At 39.7% G+C, this 19,022-nt stretch carries 21 protein-coding genes and 1 pseudogene; 13 read left to right on the plus strand and 9 right to left on the minus strand.

The window, feature by feature from the left end; all coding sequences use genetic code 11:
* Positions 1 to 128: 128 nt before the first annotated feature.
* Positions 129 to 463, minus strand: a pseudogene (locus GQR39_RS16180) (DapH/DapD/GlmU-related protein); the annotation flags it as partial.
* Between the two features lie 145 nt (positions 464 to 608).
* Between GQR39_RS16180 and GQR39_RS16185 the strand changes: the two are divergent.
* The gene (locus GQR39_RS16185) at positions 609 to 1,202 is read left to right on the plus strand and encodes a hypothetical protein (protein ID WP_024594307.1); all 594 of its coding nucleotides are present in this window, start codon (positions 609 to 611) and stop codon (positions 1,200 to 1,202) included.
* Between the two features lie 2 nt (positions 1,203 to 1,204).
* Here GQR39_RS16185 and GQR39_RS16190 read toward each other — a convergent pair whose 3' ends face one another.
* Positions 1,205 to 1,585: a hypothetical protein gene (locus GQR39_RS16190; protein WP_024591701.1), complete on the minus strand. Its 381-nt coding sequence runs from the start codon at positions 1,583 to 1,585 to the stop codon at positions 1,205 to 1,207.
* A 99-nt stretch (positions 1,586 to 1,684) separates the two neighbouring features.
* On the opposite strand from GQR39_RS16190, the gene GQR39_RS16195 reads away from it, so the two are divergent.
* Positions 1,685 to 2,125 carry a TerB family tellurite resistance protein gene (locus GQR39_RS16195; protein ID WP_007584919.1) on the plus strand — a complete coding sequence of 147 codons (441 nt, stop codon included), beginning with the start codon at positions 1,685 to 1,687 and terminating at the stop codon, positions 2,123 to 2,125.
* A gap of 21 nt (positions 2,126 to 2,146) precedes the next feature.
* Here the strand turns inward: GQR39_RS16195 and GQR39_RS16200 are convergent, their stop codons facing one another.
* Positions 2,147 to 2,713: an NAD(P)H-dependent oxidoreductase gene (locus tag GQR39_RS16200; protein ID WP_007584922.1), complete on the minus strand. Its 567-nt coding sequence runs from the start codon at positions 2,711 to 2,713 to the stop codon at positions 2,147 to 2,149.
* Positions 2,714 to 2,832: 119 nt separating this feature from the next.
* Here GQR39_RS16200 and GQR39_RS16205 point away from each other — a divergent pair, with 119 nt between their 5' ends.
* Positions 2,833 to 3,732, plus strand: a complete 900-nt coding sequence (locus GQR39_RS16205) for a LysR family transcriptional regulator (protein ID WP_121955622.1) — start codon at positions 2,833 to 2,835, stop codon at positions 3,730 to 3,732.
* A gap of 32 nt (positions 3,733 to 3,764) precedes the next feature.
* Here GQR39_RS16205 and norR read toward each other — a convergent pair whose 3' ends face one another.
* The gene (norR, locus tag GQR39_RS16210; RefSeq protein WP_165736130.1) at positions 3,765 to 5,321 is read right to left on the minus strand and encodes a nitric oxide reductase transcriptional regulator NorR; all 1,557 of its coding nucleotides are present in this window, start codon (positions 5,319 to 5,321) and stop codon (positions 3,765 to 3,767) included.
* 160 nt (positions 5,322 to 5,481) lie between these two features.
* Here norR and GQR39_RS16215 point away from each other — a divergent pair, with 160 nt between their 5' ends.
* Genes GQR39_RS16215 through hmpA form a run of 3 tightly spaced genes read left to right on the plus strand, consistent with a single transcriptional unit; the run spans position 5,482 to position 8,185 of the window.
* Positions 5,482 to 5,751 (plus strand): hypothetical protein, encoded by a 270-nt coding sequence (locus GQR39_RS16215; RefSeq protein ID WP_165736131.1) that lies wholly within the window; start codon positions 5,482 to 5,484, stop codon positions 5,749 to 5,751.
* Positions 5,751 to 6,983, plus strand: a complete 1,233-nt coding sequence (locus GQR39_RS16220; RefSeq protein WP_165736132.1) for an NnrS family protein — start codon at positions 5,751 to 5,753, stop codon at positions 6,981 to 6,983. Before GQR39_RS16215 ends, GQR39_RS16220 begins: the two co-directional genes overlap by 1 nt.
* A 20-nt stretch (positions 6,984 to 7,003) precedes the next feature.
* The gene (hmpA, locus tag GQR39_RS16225) at positions 7,004 to 8,185 is read left to right on the plus strand and encodes an NO-inducible flavohemoprotein (RefSeq protein WP_165736133.1); all 1,182 of its coding nucleotides are present in this window, start codon (positions 7,004 to 7,006) and stop codon (positions 8,183 to 8,185) included.
* A gap of 80 nt (positions 8,186 to 8,265) precedes the next feature.
* Here the strand turns inward: hmpA and GQR39_RS16230 are convergent, their stop codons facing one another.
* From GQR39_RS16230 to GQR39_RS16240, 3 genes are all read right to left on the minus strand, one after another.
* Positions 8,266 to 8,637, minus strand: coding sequence for a hypothetical protein (locus GQR39_RS16230; protein WP_002959634.1), 372 nt, complete (start codon positions 8,635 to 8,637; stop codon positions 8,266 to 8,268).
* Positions 8,637 to 10,256, minus strand: coding sequence for a S41 family peptidase (locus tag GQR39_RS16235; protein ID WP_165736134.1), 1,620 nt, complete (start codon positions 10,254 to 10,256; stop codon positions 8,637 to 8,639). Before GQR39_RS16235 ends, GQR39_RS16230 begins: the two co-directional genes overlap by 1 nt.
* Before the next feature lie 99 nt (positions 10,257 to 10,355).
* The gene (locus tag GQR39_RS16240; protein ID WP_029751433.1) at positions 10,356 to 11,009 is read right to left on the minus strand and encodes an endonuclease; all 654 of its coding nucleotides are present in this window, start codon (positions 11,007 to 11,009) and stop codon (positions 10,356 to 10,358) included.
* 231 nt (positions 11,010 to 11,240) lie between these two features.
* On the opposite strand from GQR39_RS16240, the gene GQR39_RS16245 reads away from it, so the two are divergent.
* Both GQR39_RS16245 and GQR39_RS16250 read left to right on the plus strand, forming a co-directional pair.
* Positions 11,241 to 12,209, plus strand: coding sequence for a DnaJ C-terminal domain-containing protein (locus tag GQR39_RS16245; protein ID WP_165736135.1), 969 nt, complete (start codon positions 11,241 to 11,243; stop codon positions 12,207 to 12,209).
* Positions 12,209 to 12,529, plus strand: coding sequence for a chaperone modulator CbpM (locus GQR39_RS16250; RefSeq protein WP_007584937.1), 321 nt, complete (start codon positions 12,209 to 12,211; stop codon positions 12,527 to 12,529). Before GQR39_RS16245 ends, GQR39_RS16250 begins: the two co-directional genes overlap by 1 nt.
* 75 nt (positions 12,530 to 12,604) lie before the next feature.
* Here the strand turns inward: GQR39_RS16250 and GQR39_RS16255 are convergent, their stop codons facing one another.
* Positions 12,605 to 13,330 (minus strand): hypothetical protein, encoded by a 726-nt coding sequence (locus GQR39_RS16255; protein ID WP_165736136.1) that lies wholly within the window; start codon positions 13,328 to 13,330, stop codon positions 12,605 to 12,607.
* Between the two features lie 313 nt (positions 13,331 to 13,643).
* On the opposite strand from GQR39_RS16255, the gene GQR39_RS16260 reads away from it, so the two are divergent.
* The gene (locus GQR39_RS16260; protein WP_008138697.1) at positions 13,644 to 14,024 is read left to right on the plus strand and encodes a hypothetical protein; all 381 of its coding nucleotides are present in this window, start codon (positions 13,644 to 13,646) and stop codon (positions 14,022 to 14,024) included.
* Here the strand turns inward: GQR39_RS16260 and GQR39_RS16265 are convergent, their stop codons facing one another.
* Positions 14,025 to 14,465: a PaaI family thioesterase gene (locus GQR39_RS16265; RefSeq protein ID WP_007584940.1), complete on the minus strand. Its 441-nt coding sequence runs from the start codon at positions 14,463 to 14,465 to the stop codon at positions 14,025 to 14,027.
* 167 nt (positions 14,466 to 14,632) lie between these two features.
* Between GQR39_RS16265 and lexA the strand changes: the two genes are divergently transcribed.
* The 4 genes from lexA to GQR39_RS16285 all read left to right on the plus strand — a co-directional run bounded on the left by lexA (position 14,633) and on the right by GQR39_RS16285 (position 18,998).
* Positions 14,633 to 15,250 (plus strand): transcriptional repressor LexA, encoded by a 618-nt coding sequence (gene lexA, locus GQR39_RS16270; protein WP_024608686.1) that lies wholly within the window; start codon positions 14,633 to 14,635, stop codon positions 15,248 to 15,250.
* Between the two features lie 483 nt (positions 15,251 to 15,733).
* The gene (coxB, locus tag GQR39_RS16275; protein ID WP_024594300.1) at positions 15,734 to 16,876 is read left to right on the plus strand and encodes a cytochrome c oxidase subunit II; all 1,143 of its coding nucleotides are present in this window, start codon (positions 15,734 to 15,736) and stop codon (positions 16,874 to 16,876) included.
* Positions 16,876 to 18,468 carry a cytochrome c oxidase subunit I gene (gene ctaD / locus GQR39_RS16280; RefSeq protein ID WP_007584944.1) on the plus strand — a complete coding sequence of 531 codons (1,593 nt, stop codon included), beginning with the start codon at positions 16,876 to 16,878 and terminating at the stop codon, positions 18,466 to 18,468. The genes coxB and ctaD overlap by 1 nt, the downstream gene beginning before the upstream one ends.
* On the plus strand, positions 18,468 to 18,998 hold the full coding sequence (locus GQR39_RS16285; protein ID WP_002959612.1) for a cytochrome c oxidase assembly protein: 531 nt from the start codon (positions 18,468 to 18,470) through the stop codon (positions 18,996 to 18,998). The genes ctaD and GQR39_RS16285 overlap by 1 nt, the downstream gene beginning before the upstream one ends.
* Positions 18,999 to 19,022 lie beyond the last annotated feature (24 nt).

Consider the following 19,022-nt stretch of genomic DNA (forward strand, 5'->3'; position numbering starts at 1 on the left):
AAAAAGTGATTCAGGGATTCCTCTATAGCGGAGCGTCTCTTAGTGAATAATTCACTTAATTTAACGAGTTAAAGTGCTCGCTGATGCGAGCGTAGCGACTCCCAACGTTAAAATCACATCGAGAATAACTACAGTTTTCTTATTTCACGAGCTGGGTTACCCGCTACTACAGTATTAGGCATTACACTTTTAGTAACCACAGCACCCGCACCCACAACACTATTTTCACCAATACTCACACCCGCTAAAATAATTACACCTGCGCCAACCCATATGTTATTGCCTAACGCGATAGGTGCTGCAAAGTTTTCCTTATTAAGCCTTTTTGCTGGATTAGTAGCATGTGACACAGCTAAAAGCTGAACGTTCGGGCCTATTAAGCAGTCATCACCCATGGTGATTAAGTAATTGGCCAGTGGCTAGTTGAGGTGTAATTAATATTTATAAAAGTAGGATTGTTAATGAAGGCTGAGATATTTAGTCGTTAATCGCTATTTAGTAGTTTTACCTAGTTGTCTTGTTCTAAATTTTATATAGATACTTCTAATAAAGTACTTAAGAAAACTGTACTATTACAGGTGTTTTAAAATAACTATAACGAGAAACATATGAAATTATTAACTGCAGCAACTTTAATAGTTGCTTCATCGACAGCTTTTGCACGCCCTGCTCCGTTAGTGTCTATTCCTACTCATGATGCCTTTTTTAATAGTATTGCAGCGCATTGCGGTAAAGCTTTTGAAGGTGAAGTAGCGGTAGATAACGCGAAAGGGCCAAGCTCATTTACAGATAAAAAGCTGGTTATGCATGTACGTAAATGTAGCGAGACTGAGTTACAAGTGCCGTTTCATGTAGGAGACGATGCATCACGTACGTGGATCATAACTAAAACGGGTAGTGGCTTGAGTTTAAAGCACGATCATCGTCATAAAGATGGAACAGACGACGCATCAACTATGTATGGTGGCCATACGCTTGATGCAGGGTTCGCGCAAATGCAGTCGTTTCCAGCAGACCAATACTCTAAAGAGTTATTTGTAAAACAAGGCATTGCACAGTCTGTAGGTAATACATGGCAAATGTATATTTACCCAGAAGTATTTACTTATCGATTAATTCGCCAAGGACGTGAGTTTAAGGTGGATTTTGATTTAACTAAACCGATTACTCCACCATCAGCACCTTGGGGTTATAAAGACTAAGGCTACTTACCCTTGTTTGTATCTTCTTTAGTTTCGCATTGTAGTAAAACACTTAAATCTGGTTGGTAAGCACGCGGTTTTGTTGGAAAGCGCTCGTACTCTTGCACGCCTTCAAGTATTTTCAACATAAAGGTATTGCCGCGGCATAGACGGTCCGCATGGCGTAATAAAAATACACTTTGATTGGTAAAGTGTTTGTAATCGTCTGACTGGATTTCTATTTTATAGTTGTCTTCGCCAATTTTGGTTTGGTAGTAATGCACTTTGTTGTCAAAGTCGTAGAGCTTCTCTGTTTCGGCTTTTTCAGCAAGTGCAGTATTTGCACTTGAAAGGGCCACCAGTGTAGCGCCTATAAATAAGCGTGGTGCGTTTATTCCTTTCATAAAATATATCCTTTAATTTGCGAACTTTATACCCATTAATAAGAGTAATAAGGTCAATTTCTTTACGTATTAGTCTAACACCCAAAAAGGGAAAGTGTGATGTTCAAACAAATAAAACAACTTTTTGCTGTATTCGATGAACAGCAGCCAAGTATGCAAGAGCACGATTTAAAAACAGCTGTTGCTGCATTATTAATTGAAGTTATGCGTGCAGATACCAAGCTTGAACATGATGAACAACGAACCCTGACTGTAACCTTAAAAAAGTATTTTAATTTAACAGATATTGAGGTTAATGAGCTTACTAATAACGCGGCAAGCAGCTTAGATGATTCGATAGATTACTTTCAGTTTTCAAAACAGATTAATGAGCATTGCAGCGCGGCGCAGCGAATTGAAATAATAGAGTTATTATGGCGCTTAGCGTATGCCGATGGAGAAATAGATCCCCAAGAAGACTACGTAATACGTAAAGTAGCAGGGCTTTTATATGTAACGCATACCGATTTTATCGCCGCAAAACTCGCGGCGACAAAGTAATTAGTTATTTAGGCGTGCAAGTTACCTTAACTTACTTGCAACGCTTACTAACTGATGAGCAAGCGCCGATACTCGCTCTGCAGTAACAGGTTCATTAATTTGCCCATTTTCATCAAACAATGTGTGTACAGCGGGTACTGCAAGTTGATCGGCAAGCACTAACGATCCAATACCACTTAGTATATCACGTACATGATTTAAACCGCGTAACCCACCAAGTCCACCTGGTGATGCTGAAAACAGCGCCACTACTTTATTGCGAAAAGCAGGAACAGCACCTTGTTCCGTGCGCGATGCCCAATCAATCGCATTTTTAAGTGCTGCAGTTATAGATCCGTTGTACTCTGGGCTTGCTAGTAAAATACCGTCAGCTGCACGTAGTTTGTCTTTTAAAAGCTGTACATCGCTTGGTGTACCTTGCGCTTCAATATCTTCGTTAAATAGTGGGATGTTTAATTCGTTTAGTTTTATTACTTCTACTTCAGCACCTGTTTGTAGAGCAAAACGTGCTGCCTCATTAATAATTTTTTGATTAAAGCTTTCTTGTCGAAGACTTCCTGCTAGGGCGATAATTTTTGGTGCTGACATGCTAGTGACCTTTTAGTGTTTAAACTTACAACGCTAATGTAGCAAAATTTTGCTTGTAGAAAACCCCAATAAACGCAACACTTGTGTGCGTAAATGCACATAAGTATAAGGTAAGCAGAATGGCGATAAAATTTGAAGATTGGCAAGACGTTAAAGTAGCGTTTGAAGTAGCACGATTAGGCACGTTAACGGCGGCAGCAGAAGAGCTTAATGTGCACCACAGCACAGTACTTAGGCGAATTAATAATCTTGAAAAAAACTTAAATGCACGCCTTTTTCATCGCCATGCTCGTGGTTACAAGGTTACTGAAATTGGCACCAAGTTATTTGCAACAGCACAAACTATCCATAGCTCCTTAGAGCAGTTACATAACGATATAGCAGCAGCCGATAGCACCCTTAGAGGGAGTTTATTGCTAACGACGGTAAGTGGCTTTATGGATGTACTTGGTGATGTATGTGAGCAATTTCAGGTATTACATCCGCAAGTGCAGTTAGAAGTTATTTTAGAACAAAAAAGGTTAAGGCTCGATCACGGACAAGCACATATTGCAGTTCGTGCAGGCCCAAGACCTGATGAGGGCGATTATATTGCTCAGCATTTAGCGCAGTTATCATCGGGTTTATACGCGAATAAACGTTACATTAATAAGTACGGCATGCCTAAATTATTAAGTGATTTACAACAACATAATTTTGTATCGGGTGTGGCGGGTTTTAATGCCCGCGTGCCTTATTTTGCATGGGCTGATGAACATATTCCTGCATCGCAAATTAAGCTGCGAGTATCTGAAACCGCAGAAGCGACTCGTGCAATAATTAAAGGGCTAGGCATTGGCGGATTACAGCATGACGTAGCGGCGCAATATTCTGATTTAGTACCTATATTACACAGTGAGTTAAGCTGGCCTACCGATGTATGGTTAGTCACGCATCACTTAGTGCATCGCACTGCTAAAGTACAAGCTTTTGCAGGGTTGTTAAAAACACATTTTAGTAAGTTAGCTGCTAATCAATAGTTTTAGCAGCATTTTAGCTGTGTTTTAAATGATTATAGTGTTTTTTTTACTTCTATGCCTAGGCGTTTAGCCAAGCGTACTAAGTTAGCTCTATCTAATTCAAGTACTCTTGCTGCTGCTGACCAGTTGTAGTTATGCTTCTTTAATTGCTCAGTAATTACGTTGTATTGCAACGATTCTACAGCTTGCTTTAAAGGTTGGTTGATTAAGGTGTTGGTTGTAATTTGGCTTGCTACTAGAGAGTTTTGCGGCGCACTCGGGGTTAAATCACAGTGCTCGCTTGTAATGGTTATTATTGGATTTTGCCATTGGCTTTGTTTTGCTTTTAGGGCGCTGCGGCTAATGACATGTTCAAGCTCGCGAACGTTACCTGGCCAGTTGTACTGATTAAGCAGTACTTGCGCTTCAGGGCTTAGTTTTAATTGTTTTATCCCTAATTTACGGGCTGTTTGCTCAATAAAATAACCAGCTAAGAGTGTTATGTCGTGCTCGCGTTTACTAAGTGGTGGCACAGTAATAGGGTAGACACTGAGGCGATGGTATAAATCGGCTCTAAAGCGACCTTGAGCTACTTCTTCTTTTAAGTTTCTGTTGGTTGCAGCAACGACGCGTACATCTACGTACTTTGGCGTGTCTTCTCCTACCGTTTGTATTTCGCCACTTTGTAGCACTCGTAATAGTTTACTTTGCATGGCCAGGGGCAGTTCGCCTATTTCATCTAAAAATAACGTGCCGCCATCAGCTAATTGAAATTTACCCTGGCGCGAATTTTGTGCGCCTGTAAAAGCCCCTTTCACATGACCAAAAAATTCACTTTCAGCAAGGTTCTCAGGAAGTGATGCACAATTTAAGTGAATAAGCGGTTGATCTTTTCGAGCTGAATTTAAGTGAATATTACGCGCTACAAGTTCTTTTCCTACCCCTGTTTCACCTAATATAAGCACGCTAAAGTTAGATGCTGCAACGAGTTTAATTTCGTTTTTAAGTGTTTGCATTGGCGGACTTTGACCAATAATTTCACCGCCGTCCCGTGTTAATGCTTCACGATTTAGTTCTTGCACTAATGCACTTGAGTGCTGTGCATGCTGTTTGTAATGGGCAAGCTCTAAAGCTGTTTTAAAGTGCGCACTACACAGCGTTTGTAAAGTATTGAGTGTATCAGCACTTATGCTGTTAAATGCATTGGCGTTAAGGCTATCAAACGTAAGTACGCCAAGTAGCGCGTTTTTATCATAAAGAGGTAAGCCTAAACATGCATGTACCGGTATGTCGCCGGTTTTAGCTAATAGTAATCCGTCGTATGGATCGGGTAGCGGGCAGTCGTGCGCAAATTGTAGCGCGAGTGTGCTTTTGCAAATAGCTTCTAGGCGAGGGTGTTCTACTATTTTAAATCGTCTGCCAAGGCTGTCGGACATTAACCCTTTAATTGCCAGTGGTTTTAATTGCTCGCCCTGAAGCACTAATAACGCACTTGCATCACTAGGGATCACCCGTTCAACCCTTGCTAGTAATTGATCAAAGCTATGCTCGTGCAGTGTACTTTGAGCAAGCTCTAGAGCAACTTGTGTAAGGTTGAATTGCTGGTTCATGTCAAAATGACCTATTCGAGTTTTTGTGAGTTAATTTATAGTAGGTCATAAAGACTCATAGTGTAAAGTGGTTTAATTTAACCTATTGAATTTAATTGAATAAATTTGTTGGCACAGTATGTGTAATAGCTAAGTAACGTAGTTAGTTACAGAGGTCGCTATGAAAACACTAATGCTGAATAATTTTAACAATCAAACACAGTTTAGTTCACTATACGAAACAGTATTATTTGCTGCCAATACTGCATTGGCTGTGAGTTTAGTGTGTATTACGGCAAGTATTTTAATTAGCTACCCGTTTGCAGAGCACTTTTCCATGACGGTGCAAGTATCAGCTCATATTGGCACTATTGTCATTGCTGCTATTTTAAAAGTAAGTTACGTACTGCGCTGTGTTGCACAACATGGTTTAGGGCAGGAGGTACGATAATGCGCCCTATAAACTTAACTGAGCCAATGCCAGCACGCGTTGCTATTCATCAAGTATCTCAATGGCCGTTATGGATGCTCGCTTTTAGACCTTTCTTTTTAGGCGGTGGCTTATTGGCATTTTTGTCGGTGGGGTATTGGCTACTTATTTTAACAGGCCATGCAAGTTGGCACTTATCGATACCTGCGACATTATGGCACGCGCACGAAATGCTGTTTGGCTTTGCAGGAGTTGTAGCTGTTGGCTTTTTACTTACCGCAGCACAAACATGGACAGGCGTTGCGAGCATAAGTGGCAAAGCTCTTATGTGGCTTACGTTTATATGGCTTGCAGCGCGCTTAGCCTTTTTTGTGATATTGCCCGATATTGCTCATTTTAATTTATATGCTGCACTTACATTACAAGTTATTTGGTGGCTAGGCGCCATAGCTGTACTGGCTAATATGTTATTAAAAGCCAATAGCAAGAGTAACTATCCGTTTTTAGCTATTTTAGCTGTGCTTTGTGGGCTCAATGTATTGTATTTAATACTCACTTTACAGCAAAACATGCAGCTTGCACTTGGTGTGGTTGATACCGCAGTACTCGTCATTACTTTACTAGTTGGCATTGTTGCGGGTCGCGTTTTACCATTTTTTACCGCTAAAGGTCTGGGTTTAACCGAGCAAGTTCGCACGCCTAAAATAGATAAAGCAGTGATGTATTTATCTATTGTGGCTATCACTTTATTTTTTATCAACAAGTTGTTTTTGAACATGATTAACCCTGCGTTAGTTGTTGCAACTGTTGCTGCGCTTCACCTGCTTAGGGCTGGTTTTTGGTGGGATAGCAAGATATTGAGAGTGCCGTTGTTATGGTCTTTGCATTTCTCCTACCTTACGTTAGGTGTGGGTTTAATGATGGTTGCATTCAGCTTTTATAGCAGTGCAATACAATTTAAAGATGCGCTGCACTTAATCACTATTGGCACAATAGGTATGATGATTTTAGCAATGATGACGCGTGTATCACATGGTCATACAGGGCGGACACTCGCTATTCCTCATTACATGGCTGTTGCTTTTGCGTTTTTGCTTGTGGCCGCTATTACTCGTTCATTACTCCCTTTTATTATTGGGCCTCACCTTGCTTGGCAAATAAGTGCTTTGCTGTGGTTAGTGGCTTTTTCATTATTTTTAATTCACTGCACACCTATATTAACGCGGCGTCGTGTTGATGGGCGTCGTGGTTAGTTCATCCATAGGAAACACATATGTTATCTGATAAAACCATTGAGATTGTAAAAAGCACAGTTCCGTTATTAGCGCAGGCGGGTACGGTTGTTACCGATCATTTTTATAAGCGTTTATTTAGCCATAATCCTGAGCTTAAAAATATTTTTAATATGGCGAATCAAGATACAGGTCGTCAGCAATTTGCACTTTTTAATGCATTGGCTGCGTATGCACAAAATATTGATAATTTAGCCGTATTAAAAGAAGCGCTAACACGTATTAATCATAAGCATACAAGCTTGAATATTTTACCTGAGCATTACCCTATTGTAGGTGCGCATTTAATTGGTACTTTAAAAGAGCTTATTCCTGAGCAATTTACTCCCGATGTTGAATACGCTTGGCGCGAAGCTTACGGCGTACTTGCTGATATTTGTATAACCGAAGAAGCTGCTTTGTATGAGCACAGTAAAAATAAACACGGTGGTTGGGCGGGAACTCGCCAATTTGAAATAACCAACAAACAGGCTGAATCAGAACTAGTAACGAGCTTTACACTTACGCCAGTTGATGGCGAAGCTGTTATTACACATAAACCAGGGCAGTATTTAGGTATTAAAGTTAAGCCAGAGGGCGCTGAATATGAAGAAATTCGCCAGTATTCTATTTCGCAAAAAAGTAACGCTAAAAACTACCGTATTAGTGTTAAAAAAGAGCTACAGCCAAAGCCTGGCATGGTGTCTAATTATTTACACTCATTAGAGCAAGGCACTATTGTTGAGTTATACCCGCCGGCAGGAGACTTCTTTTTACGTAATAATACAAGTCCAGCGGTACTCATTTCAGCAGGTGTTGGGCAAACGCCAATGCTAGCAATGCTCGAAACGTTATTAAGCGATAACTCTAATCAAAATATTATGTATTTACATGCCTGCGAAAATACTCAGCAGCATTCGTTTTCAAAATATTTAAATGAGTTAAATGCAGTTTATAACCGTTTACAAACAATGACGTGGTTTAACCAAGCGACAGAGGGCGCTGACTTTACTGGGTTAATGAACCTAAACGCAGTACAAGCACAGCTACCATTGAGTAATGGTGACTTTTACTTATGTGGTCCTGCCGGTTTTATGGCATTTATAAAAAACCAGTTACTTGAATTAGGTGTTAAAAACGAGCAGATTCATTATGAAGTGTTTGGTCCGCATCAAGACTTGTAATAACGCTTTAAAATAGAAAAAGGCGCGCAGCGATATGCTGCGCGCCTTTTTTATTAATTTATAAACATTAATAAAGTGCCTTATAACTCTTTACAGGTAACACCTTCAAGTACTGTAGTAAGCTCTTTTTTAGGATAGTAAAGCTCGCATTGGTTATTACGTAGTTGCAAAATAAACTTCTCAGATTTTATATTATGCGCGCCCATAATTACTCTGCCATCAGACCCTTTACTCATTGCATGATCAATTAGCAGTTCGCTACGTTTAGTAAATACCGAATCGGCAAGTGTTACTAATGTGCCTCCCTTAGCTTGTTGAATTGCCTGTTGTAGTGTTGTAATAACGCTGGGATTAACGCTCGTTAATATAGCGGGTTTAGCAGGCTCACTATCTACACTTTGGCATCCGCCTAAAGCGAGCAAGGTGGCTAATGGGAGTAATAATTTAGCCATTACCTTTCCTCACCCAGCGTTGGCCAAGTTAAGTCCATATTACGCTGGGTAAATTGTACCGGCATATTTAAAGGAATGAGAGATTCACGAGAGCTTGAAAAATTAGCTGGTTCTGCTTTTGCAGCAGCCGTTCTAACTGGACAACTGCCATTTTCAACATGAAATAATGCGGTGGCTAAAACGGCCTCGTCACTGTCGCCTAACTGATGATCAAAGTCGTCCTCAATTTCACAACCTTGAACATCAGCATCAAATTGTGGAGTAGGGGTTGGTGTAAAACCCGCAGCGTATTCGCCAAATCCTTTGCTATTTACGCCACTAAACTGAATAGTGTAATAGGTTGTTGCGCAGTTATGAGTTGGGGTAAAGCCATAGGGCTTACCGCAGGTTGTGTCGCCAATTAAAATAACTTCTGCGTCTATACCTTTTAAACCATTAATAAAAGCTTCTGATGCCGAACAGGTGCCTGATGTGCTTAATACATAAACCTTTGATAGGTTTAAATCAGGTAGGTTTTCACCTGTGCTAAAAAAAGTAGAGTAATCTATTTCTTCATCAATAAATGGGAAGGGCGAATCAACGGGTTGTTTATCGTTTTGTTGAGTTTGATAATAAAAGCGGTTGTTAACGTTGGCATTACCGGCAACCATATAAGCTAATTGTGCCGACAGTGCTAATAAACCACCACCGTTATATCTAAAGTCGATTACAAGCTCATCAATACCATCGGTTTTAAACTTATTTACCGCATCAATAAGCCCTTCTTGGGCAATGCTTATATGGCTATTAAATTGCATGTAACCCACGCTTGAACCATTTGCGGTTGTAATCGTTTTAACATTTTGAACAGGTGTTTGTTCAATATTACCAGCGGTTACATTAAATGTTTTTTCGGCGCCATCGTTACTGCGTACAACAATAGTATGTGAGTCGCCGTTAGTAGGACTAAATAAACCTTCGTTAAGCGTATCTACACCCGACTCTGTATTGGTATTAATGCTAACACCGTCAACTGAAAGTACAGTATCACCACGTTGAAAGCCTATTTGGCTTGCAGGCGAATCATCTTCAAGATAAGCAACGCGTAAAATACGATCGGCTGTATCGCCAATAAACGCCCAATTTATACCGTAACCAGAAGTAACGCCCGATTGCGCTTCTTGAAAGTAATCTTCAGTAGGTTCTGAAAAATGAAAGTTATCTTTTTTTGCACCTGAGTCGGTAAGCTGCTCTGTTTTTAATTGAGCGAAGTAATCGGCTACTGTTGTAAAGCTTTCAGGGTCGTTATCGGCAATCTCATCATACCAAAGGTAGGTTTCGTCGCTCCAAGAGCGAAGCCAGAGCTTTTCATAAAGGGCAGAACCCGCTTGATCTGGGTAGGGGTTGTTGTTATTAAAGGGATCGTTACCCGTACGAGGGGTTTCGCAAAAGTTTTTTAAATCGTTAGAGGGCTCAAATACCGCCGCTGTCCATGTTGGGCTGCTACTAACAGGTGTTGTAACTATAGGCGTGGTAACTACAGGAGCAGAGTCGATACCGCCTCCGCCGCCACAACCCGTTAAAGCAAAGCCCGAAAGTGCTGTAAAAATGGCAAGCGAGGTTTTATTATTTTTAAACATAGTTAAGGACTTTCTGTAAATAAGTTGTTTAAAATATTACAACACTCGCTCGTTTATTCAACATTTATAACTTTGATTTATGTAAATGAGTGTTAAAGCTTAGAGCTTGCTCGCACTACTTGTATCTGCAAATGCTTGCTTTTTCCACGCATTAAATAACTTTTGCTGTTTATCAGAGATTTTTAAACCGTATGTTTTCTGCATGTAAGCGTAAGTGTCGGCTATACGTTTTCGTGCATAAACAGGCGGTTCAACTACACGTTGCTTAAAGTTTACTTTTACTTCGCAGCGACCATACTGTGTGGCGTTTTCGCTAAGCATGCCAAAACGATAATTAGAGCGATCGGCATTAATTTCGCCAATAGCTGGCGCTAAGTTATTTATATCGGCTTCCATTTTTCTAAATTTAGCACTTACTTTACGGCAGTTTTTACGTCCGCCATCTTGCCAACATTGTAGCTGATGACCAAATTCCCACGCCGGAACAATGTGTTCCCATTCAATACGTAGTGCTCGTACATTTACTTTGCCTGAGCGGGTAAGTGTATTTCGAGGAATGTAACCACAGTTAGAAGGATCAGGAATGAGTTTTTTGCCTTCTTTTTTAATATCACAACCGCAGTAAATACTTTTGGCGTTGTCAGGGAGGGTTTTAATTAAATGTCTTTTAGCCGTTGAAAAACGGGTAAATTGTTCGGCAGATACCGAAAAACACACACAACAAGCCAGTAAGGCCAGAATAAATCGAGTCATATCCATCACAAATGTGAACTACAGGAACAGGCAGTTTAAAGCCTTGAAGATAAAAGATAAAGTTAACTTAAGGCCTACGCTTATATTACTAAAAAGTGCCTGATTAATTTTTTATTCAAAGTTATTTTCACTATTCATTTATTTCTTACTATTTATCGTATTTTAACCACACAAGATTATACGTTAAGGAGTATGCTTAAAGCTTACTCAATATGGGGATTTGGATTGCAAATGAAATTTGTTGATTATTATGCAGTGCTTGGAATATCGCCTGATGCAGACGATAAAGCGGTTAAAGTAGCTTATAAAAAGTTAGCCAGAAAATATCATCCAGATGTAAGCAAAGAGCCTCAAGCAGAAGATAAGTTTAAAGAAATAGCAGAAGCTTACGAAGTCATTCATAACAAAGAAGAACGCACTAAATACGACGAGTTACGTCGTCATCAACAAAATCGTGCTCGTCAACAGCAAGGTAATTATGGTGGTAACAATGCTTCATCGCAAAGTAATTATCAGCAAAGCGATCCTCAAACCGATCAAGAGTTTTCTGATTTTGTTAATTCAATGTTTGGCGGCGCCGGTGGATTCAATCGTTCCGGGCAGGGCAGAAGTAACGCCGCTCGCGCGCAAAAAGGACAAGATGTGGAAATAGAGTTCCCGATTTTTCTTGAAGAGACTTTAGTTGATACCGTTAAGCCTGTTGAGTTTATGTTACCGCAGCGAGATAGTAGTGGTCGTGTCTCTGAAATTAAAAAATCACTTAAAGTGAAAATTCCCGCAGGTTCAGTAAATGGCGAACGAATTCGACTAAAAGGGCAAGGCGGATTAGGGTCAGCGAACGGGCAAAATGGCGATTTGTACTTACAAATTAGTTTAGTGCCCCACCCATTATTTGATGTTGAAGGTCATAACCTAAATATAGTCGTCCCTCTTGCACCATGGGAAGCGGCTCTTGGTACAAAAATAAATTTACCTACGTTGGCAGGCAAAATCCAATTAACTATTCCATCTAATAGTCAGTCTGGTCAACGCTTGCGTATTAAAGGTAAGGGATTAATGAGTAAAAAAGCCAAAGGTGATTTATTTGCTGTGCTTAAAATTGTTAATCCAACATCTGTTGATGATACCAGTAAAAAACTTTGGGAAGAATTAGCCGAAAAAGCTCACTTTGATCCCCGTAATAACTGGAGCAAGCCATAATGCAAATTATCGTGACACAAAAAGATGATTTACTTACTAGCAAAGAGCTATGTTTGAGTAGTGATATTAGCGAAGCAATTTTATATGAGCTAGTTGAGCACAATATTGCGGTTCCAATTGAGGGGAAGCATGTTACGCAGTGGCAATTTACGGTATCGGCAGTGACCTTAGTTAAAAAAGCGGCCCGTATTCAACATGACTTTTCGTTAGATTGGTCGGCAATAGCTTTAGTTTTACAATTGCTGGATGAGCGTGATGAGTTGATTTTCGAAAACGAAATGTTAAAGCGACATTTGAGTCGATTTAAACACTTGGAATAAAATCTGCCCTTGGGTACTTCCTCGGGCTTATTTACTCTTTGGTGAGAGTGCGCTAGTTCTTAAAAACCAATATGACTACTTTGATTTATTCTTACTTTTAATTCGGATAAATCGTTTTAGTCGTATGTTTTGCATAAGTAGTAATATTCCACTTAGGCAAAAAAGTACGCTGGTTGCTGCAAAACTAATAAGCAGCGGATTATTAAAATCCTCTCGCTCATCGTAATCCATAATATGTAACATCCAAAAAAAGTCGAAAATTCGCCATAGTGTGCTGCGAACGGTGATAACTCTGCCGTTATTTTCTGACAAATACAGTGTTGTGTTAAATGTGTCGTCAAATTGTACCTGCCAAACATTGGTTTTATATCCAACTTCTCGCATACCTTGCTTTAGCAGTACAGCGCTTGTCACTTGAGCATCAATAAGTAAGTGTGCTTTAGCATTTGCGGTAATTTGTATTTTAGTTGGCGGCTCAAAAGGCCGGCCAGTTATACCGTTAAAGCTTTGCTGTTCATCTTTATTTATTACTGTAATTGTAGGTGTGGTTAAGAAGTTCTCAAAAATTATTTGTGTTGGATTAACCACCTGAGATGCAATATCGTCAAGGGAGGCAACATAATCAGCCTGCGTAAATGGGTTATTAAGAGTACGTGTTGCAAGATGCTCCCCATGAACTTTATCAAGAGGAATAGCGCTCATGACTAAACCACCTAATAGCCAAGCTAAAATTTGTAATGCGAGCAAATAACCGAGCCATTTATGTAACTTGCGAGCATACTTAAATATTTTTTTATTCATGTTTTAGTCTTATTATTTTTAGAGGCTAGTTTATTACATTAATGGGATTAGTTACTGCGACATTTTGTCGCAGTTTAAACTATAGCTTACTGTAATCATTTAAAAATAAAAAAGATTACACTTAAATTGCTAACATGACTTATTTGTTTAATTGAGCTGAGTGTTTGATATCCAGCTAGCTTTAAACGCTAAAAAATACTTAAAAGCTGCGAAATATCTATATAAAGTGGTTAATAGAGCATAGTTGATTTGGTATAACGGTAAAACTGCGTTAAAGTTTGCAATGAAATTATTAGAGGATAAATACGAAACGATGTCGGAAATTCAATTTTTAAATGTAGATCTTGAGCTTGAATCAAAGCAAGATATTAGTTTGCTAGTGGCAGACTTGAAAAAAGTCGCGACGATTTTACATTATGACAAAGACGAATACCGTCAATTAGCGCGTATTGAAGCAACAGGTGTAGTAAACACGCCTGACAAAGCAATAAACCATATATGTGAGCTTATTGAATCGTGTTCGCGTAACGCGCTAAAACAATGGTTAAGCTGTTCACGTAGAACGTTTGATATTGGTTTTGAATCAGGCACTTCACCTAAGTGCTTTAATCAAGCCTTAGATGCAGATACATTACTACGTATATCTGCGATTGGTGCGGGTATGGAAATTACAATTTACCCAATCGAAAAGTAACTATCTTCGCTCTACGACTGCTGCGGTCATTTTTGATACGCAGCACAGCTCATTGCGGCTATTTGTAATTTTTATTTCCCACACTGAACTACGTTTGCCAATATGAAACGCTCTTGCCGTTGCTGTTAAAGTGCCGTTGCGAGATGCTTTTAAATGACTTGCGCTAATTTCCTGCCCCACGCAGTAAAATTTTGTAAAATCGACAACAAAGTTAGCTGCATAGCTGGCAACTGTTTCGGCAAGTACAACGTTAGCACCGCCGTGAACCATTCCCATTGGATTATGATGCTCAGGAATTGCCGGCATAGTGGCTACTAAGTAATCATCACCAATTTCAGTGACTTCTATTCCCATGGTTTTCATTAATGTTCCTTGGCCATCAATGCCTTGTTCTAACTGCTTGCACAGCTCTAAAGTGATGGGCTGGTACCAAATACTCATAATGACTCCTTTGCTTTTTTAATCATTTATAAATCTAGCTTTAGTTATATCCCTAAAATGTACACAAGTGAAATTACTTTGGCTATTTTAAGGCTTAATTTAAATTTGCGATTTTTATTTAACTGTATATACTCACAGTTAAATGTACTGTATGGAAAACCAGTTGTATGCGACCATTAACGAACCGCCAAGCTCAAATACTCGAACTAATTAAAGTTTTTATTAAAGACACTGGTATGCCTCCTACACGTGCTGAAATAGCGCAAACATTAGGTTTTAAAAGTGCCAATGCTGCTGAAGAACATTTAAAAGCACTTGCTAAAAAAGGCGCAATTAAAATGAAACCAGGTGCAAGCCGTGGTATTCAGTTAATTGAAGAAGAAGAGCCAGAACAATTAGGTTTACCGCTTATAGGGCGTGTTGCTGCTGGTTCACCTATTTTGGCGCAAGAGCACGTTGAAAGTCACTGCAAAATCGATCCATTAATGTTTAAACCGGCTGCAGATTTTTTACTACGCGTTAACGGTATGAGCATGAAAGATATTGGTATTATGGATGGTGATTTACTTGCTGTACATCGTACTCAAACCGCTGAAAACGGGCAAGTTATTGTTGCCCGCCTAGATGAAGACGTAACTGTAAAACGTCTTGAGAAAGCGGGTCGTAAAGTATTACTTCATGCTGAAAACGACGATTTTGAATCTATTGAAGTAGATCTTGAGAATGAGTCTTTTAATATTGAAGGCTTAGCCGTTGGCGTTATAAGAAACGCTGATTGGATGTGACTTTAAAAATAGCTTTTAAACAAGCAGTTTTATAAATGCGTACTAATTAGTACGCATTTTTTGTTTTAAATTCGCACTAAAAATAGGGCATAAATAGCTCACTGACAATTTAAGCTGTAAACTTTTTTGCACTTATATTTTCCCCCTCCGAATACGTTAAACCCCTTTGTTTTGCTCATCTTTTGAACTTACTGTTACCTAGTTGGTTACTGATTTTTTATTAATTACTCAATATCACCTGATTGTTTTTTATACTAAAACTTGCTTGTTGTTCATTTTTTAGCTAATTATTAATGTGCTGAGCTAATAATAACTCACAGCTTTTTAGTTTTGAGAACACACAATATACACAAACCCGTTGTTGGCGCAGCAAAACCAATCAATATTAAATGAGATTGACTAAAAAAATAAAAATAACGAATTGGCGTTTAAGCCGTATGCCTCTTCGCTTTGCATTCGCAATAGCATCAAAGGAGCCGTCACATGGGTAAACTGACCTCTACCTTGTGGCTTATATTATGTGTTTTTTCGCACCCAGTTTTGGCTAACAGCCAATACAATATGCGCAAAGGCGTAACCGATATAAGCAATAATGTATATCAGCTGCACATGACCATATTTATAATATGTTGTGTGATTGGGGTGATAGTGTTCGCAATTATGTTTTGGGCACTTATTCATCACCGTAAATCTAAAGGGGCTGTACCTGCCCAATTTCACGAAAGCACTAAAGTAGAAATACTTTGGACTGCAATCCCGTTTGTTATTTTAATTGCTATGGCAGTACCAGCCACTAAAACCCTAATTGCAATGGAAGATGCCAGCAAAGCTGATCTCACTATTAAAATTACAGGCTCGCAATGGAAATGGCATTATGAATATATGGGTGAAGATGTAGAGTTCTACTCTATTTTATCTACCCCGCAAGATGAAATAGCGAATCTTGCAGATAAAAATCCTAACTACTTACTTGAGGTTGATAAACCTCTCGTACTGCCAATAAATCAAAAAGTACGATTTTTAATGACTTCTGACGATGTTATTCACTCTTGGTGGGTACCTGATTTTGCAGTTAAAAAAGATGCGAATCCCGGCTTTATAAACGAAACATGGACGAACATAAACGAAGAAGGTACTTACCGAGGCCAATGTGCTGAGTTGTGTGGTAAAGATCATGGCTTTATGCCCGTTGTGGTGGTCGCTAAATCTGAGGCTGATTTTAAAACGTGGCTTGCAGATGCAAAGCAAGCTAAACAAAAAGCAGCATTAGCAGATGCCGCATTACTTGATAAAACCCTCCCAAAAGAAGAATTAATGACTTTAGGCGAACAAGTATATATGGCCAATTGTGCTGCATGTCATCAGCCTACTGGCATGGGGTTACCGGGTGTATTTCCTGCACTTAAAGGCAGCCCTATAGTGCTTGGCGATATAAAAGATCACATTGATGTAGTTATCCATGGGCGACCCGGTACGGCAATGCAAGCATTTGCCAAACAGTTATCTATAAAGCAATTAGCAGCGGTTATTACTTATAAACGTAATGCGTGGGGTAATGATACGGGTGATGTTATTCAACCGAGTCAAATACAGGCAGCACTTGATGCCAAAGTGGAGGCGAACTAATGAGTAGCATAGTAGAACAACCTAACGCCAATGAAGCTCATCATGCTCATCACCCAGCTAAAGGTTTTAAACGCTGGCTTTACACAACTAATCATAAAGATATAGGTAGTTTATATTTAATTTTTTCGCTGACCATGTTCTTAATTGGTGGTGGAATGGCCATGGTGATCAGAGCTGAATTATTTCAACCAGGTTTACAGTTGGTCGATCCTCACTTTTTTAATCAAATGACCACAGTGCATGGTTTAATTATGGTGTTTGGTGCGGTTATGCCGGCCTTTACAGGCCTTGCTAACTGGATGATACCACTCATGATTGGCGCGCCAGATATGGCATTGCCAAGAATGAATAACTGGAGCTTTTGGATTTTACCGTTTGCGTTTTTAATCCTATTGGCATCGTTATTTATGCCTGGTGGGGGTCCTGCATTTGGTTGGACTTTTTATGCACCACTGTCTACAACATACAGTAATGACAATACTGCATTGTTTGTATTTGCCGTACATATTATGGGGATTAGCTCAATAATGGGCGCAATCAATGTGATTGTAACTATAGTGAACTTACGTGCTCCCGGCATGACATGGATGAAGTTGCCCTTATTTGTATGGACGTGGTTAATTACTGCCTTTTTATTAATAGCGGTAATGCCAGTGCTTGCAGGGGCTGTCACTATGGTACTTACCGATAAGTATTTTGCGACCAGCTTTTTTGATGCCGCAGGCGGTGGCGACCCGGTGATGTTCCAACACATTTTTTGGTTTTTTGGTCATCCCGAAGTATACATAATGATTCTTCCTGCCTTTGGCATTATATCTACAATAGTACCTACCTTTTCTCGTAAAAAACTTTTTGGCTATGCCTCAATGGTATACGCCACATCCTCCATAGCACTATTGAGCTTTATTGTATGGGCTCATCATATGTTTACCACTGGGATGCCGGTCGCTGGCGAGTTGTTTTTTATGTACGCGACCATGCTTATATCGGTACCTACAGGAGTAAAAGTATTTAATTGGGTTGCCACAATGTGGAAAGGCTCAATAACTTTTGAAGTGCCAATGCTTTTTAGTATTGCGTTTATTGTGCTGTTTACCTTAGGTGGCTTTTCGGGGTTGATGCTGGCAATTACACCTGCTGACTTTCAGTACCACGATACTTATTTTGTAGTGGCGCATTTTCATTATGTATTAGTAACAGGGGCTGTATTTTCGATAATGGCGGGGGCCTATTACTGGCTGCCCAAGTGGACGGGCAATATGTTTAATATCACGCTAGCTAAATGGCATTTTTGGCTATCGCTGGTGAGTGTGAACGTATTGTTTTTTCCTATGCATTTTGTAGGGCTTGCCGGTATGCCGCGTCGAATTCCCGATTATGCACTTCAATTTGCCGACTTTAACGCAATCATAAGTATTGGTGGATTTGCCTTTGGTTTATCGCAATTGTTGTTTGTAGCTGTGGTAATTAAATGCGCGCGTGGCGGTGATAAAGTGCCTGCAAAAGTATGGGAAGGGGCAGAAGGGCTTGAGTGGGAAGTTGACTCTCCAGCGCCATATCATACTTTTTCTACGCCGCCGGTAATTAAGTAATGACACACGCACCGCTACTCAAACGTTTGGTACTTATTTGCATAGGCATGTTTGCCTTTGCCTTTGCTTTAGTACCTTTGTATGACGTGTTTTGTGATGTAACAGGGCTTAATGGAAAACCTTCGCTTGAGCAGGCAGAGCAAAGTACACAAATAGTACAAAACCGAGAAGTCGGCGTTAGCTTTACTACTCACGCACAAAGTGGTGCACCGTTTGAAGTTAAATCAAAAGAATACAGTGTAGTGGTAAAACCCGGTGCAATGCGTGAAGTAATGTTTAGTGCTAAAAATAACAGCAACCTAGATAAAGTAATGCAGGCTGTACCATCAGTCTCACCAGGTAAAGCGGCAAAGTATTTACACAAAATAGCCTGTTTTTGCTTTGATCAGCAACCTCTAAAAGCAGGGGAAGAACTTGAATTTAAATTACTTTTTTATGTTGATACCGCACTGCCGAGCGATATTGAAGAATTAACTTTATCTTATACCGTATTTGATATTAGTGAACAGCTGGTGGCAAGTAACAACTAGCTTTTTAAACTAGTGTGAAACTAG

Source organism: Pseudoalteromonas sp. C8 (genome assembly GCF_011378685.1).
GTDB lineage: Bacteria > Pseudomonadota > Gammaproteobacteria > Enterobacterales > Alteromonadaceae > Pseudoalteromonas > Pseudoalteromonas arctica.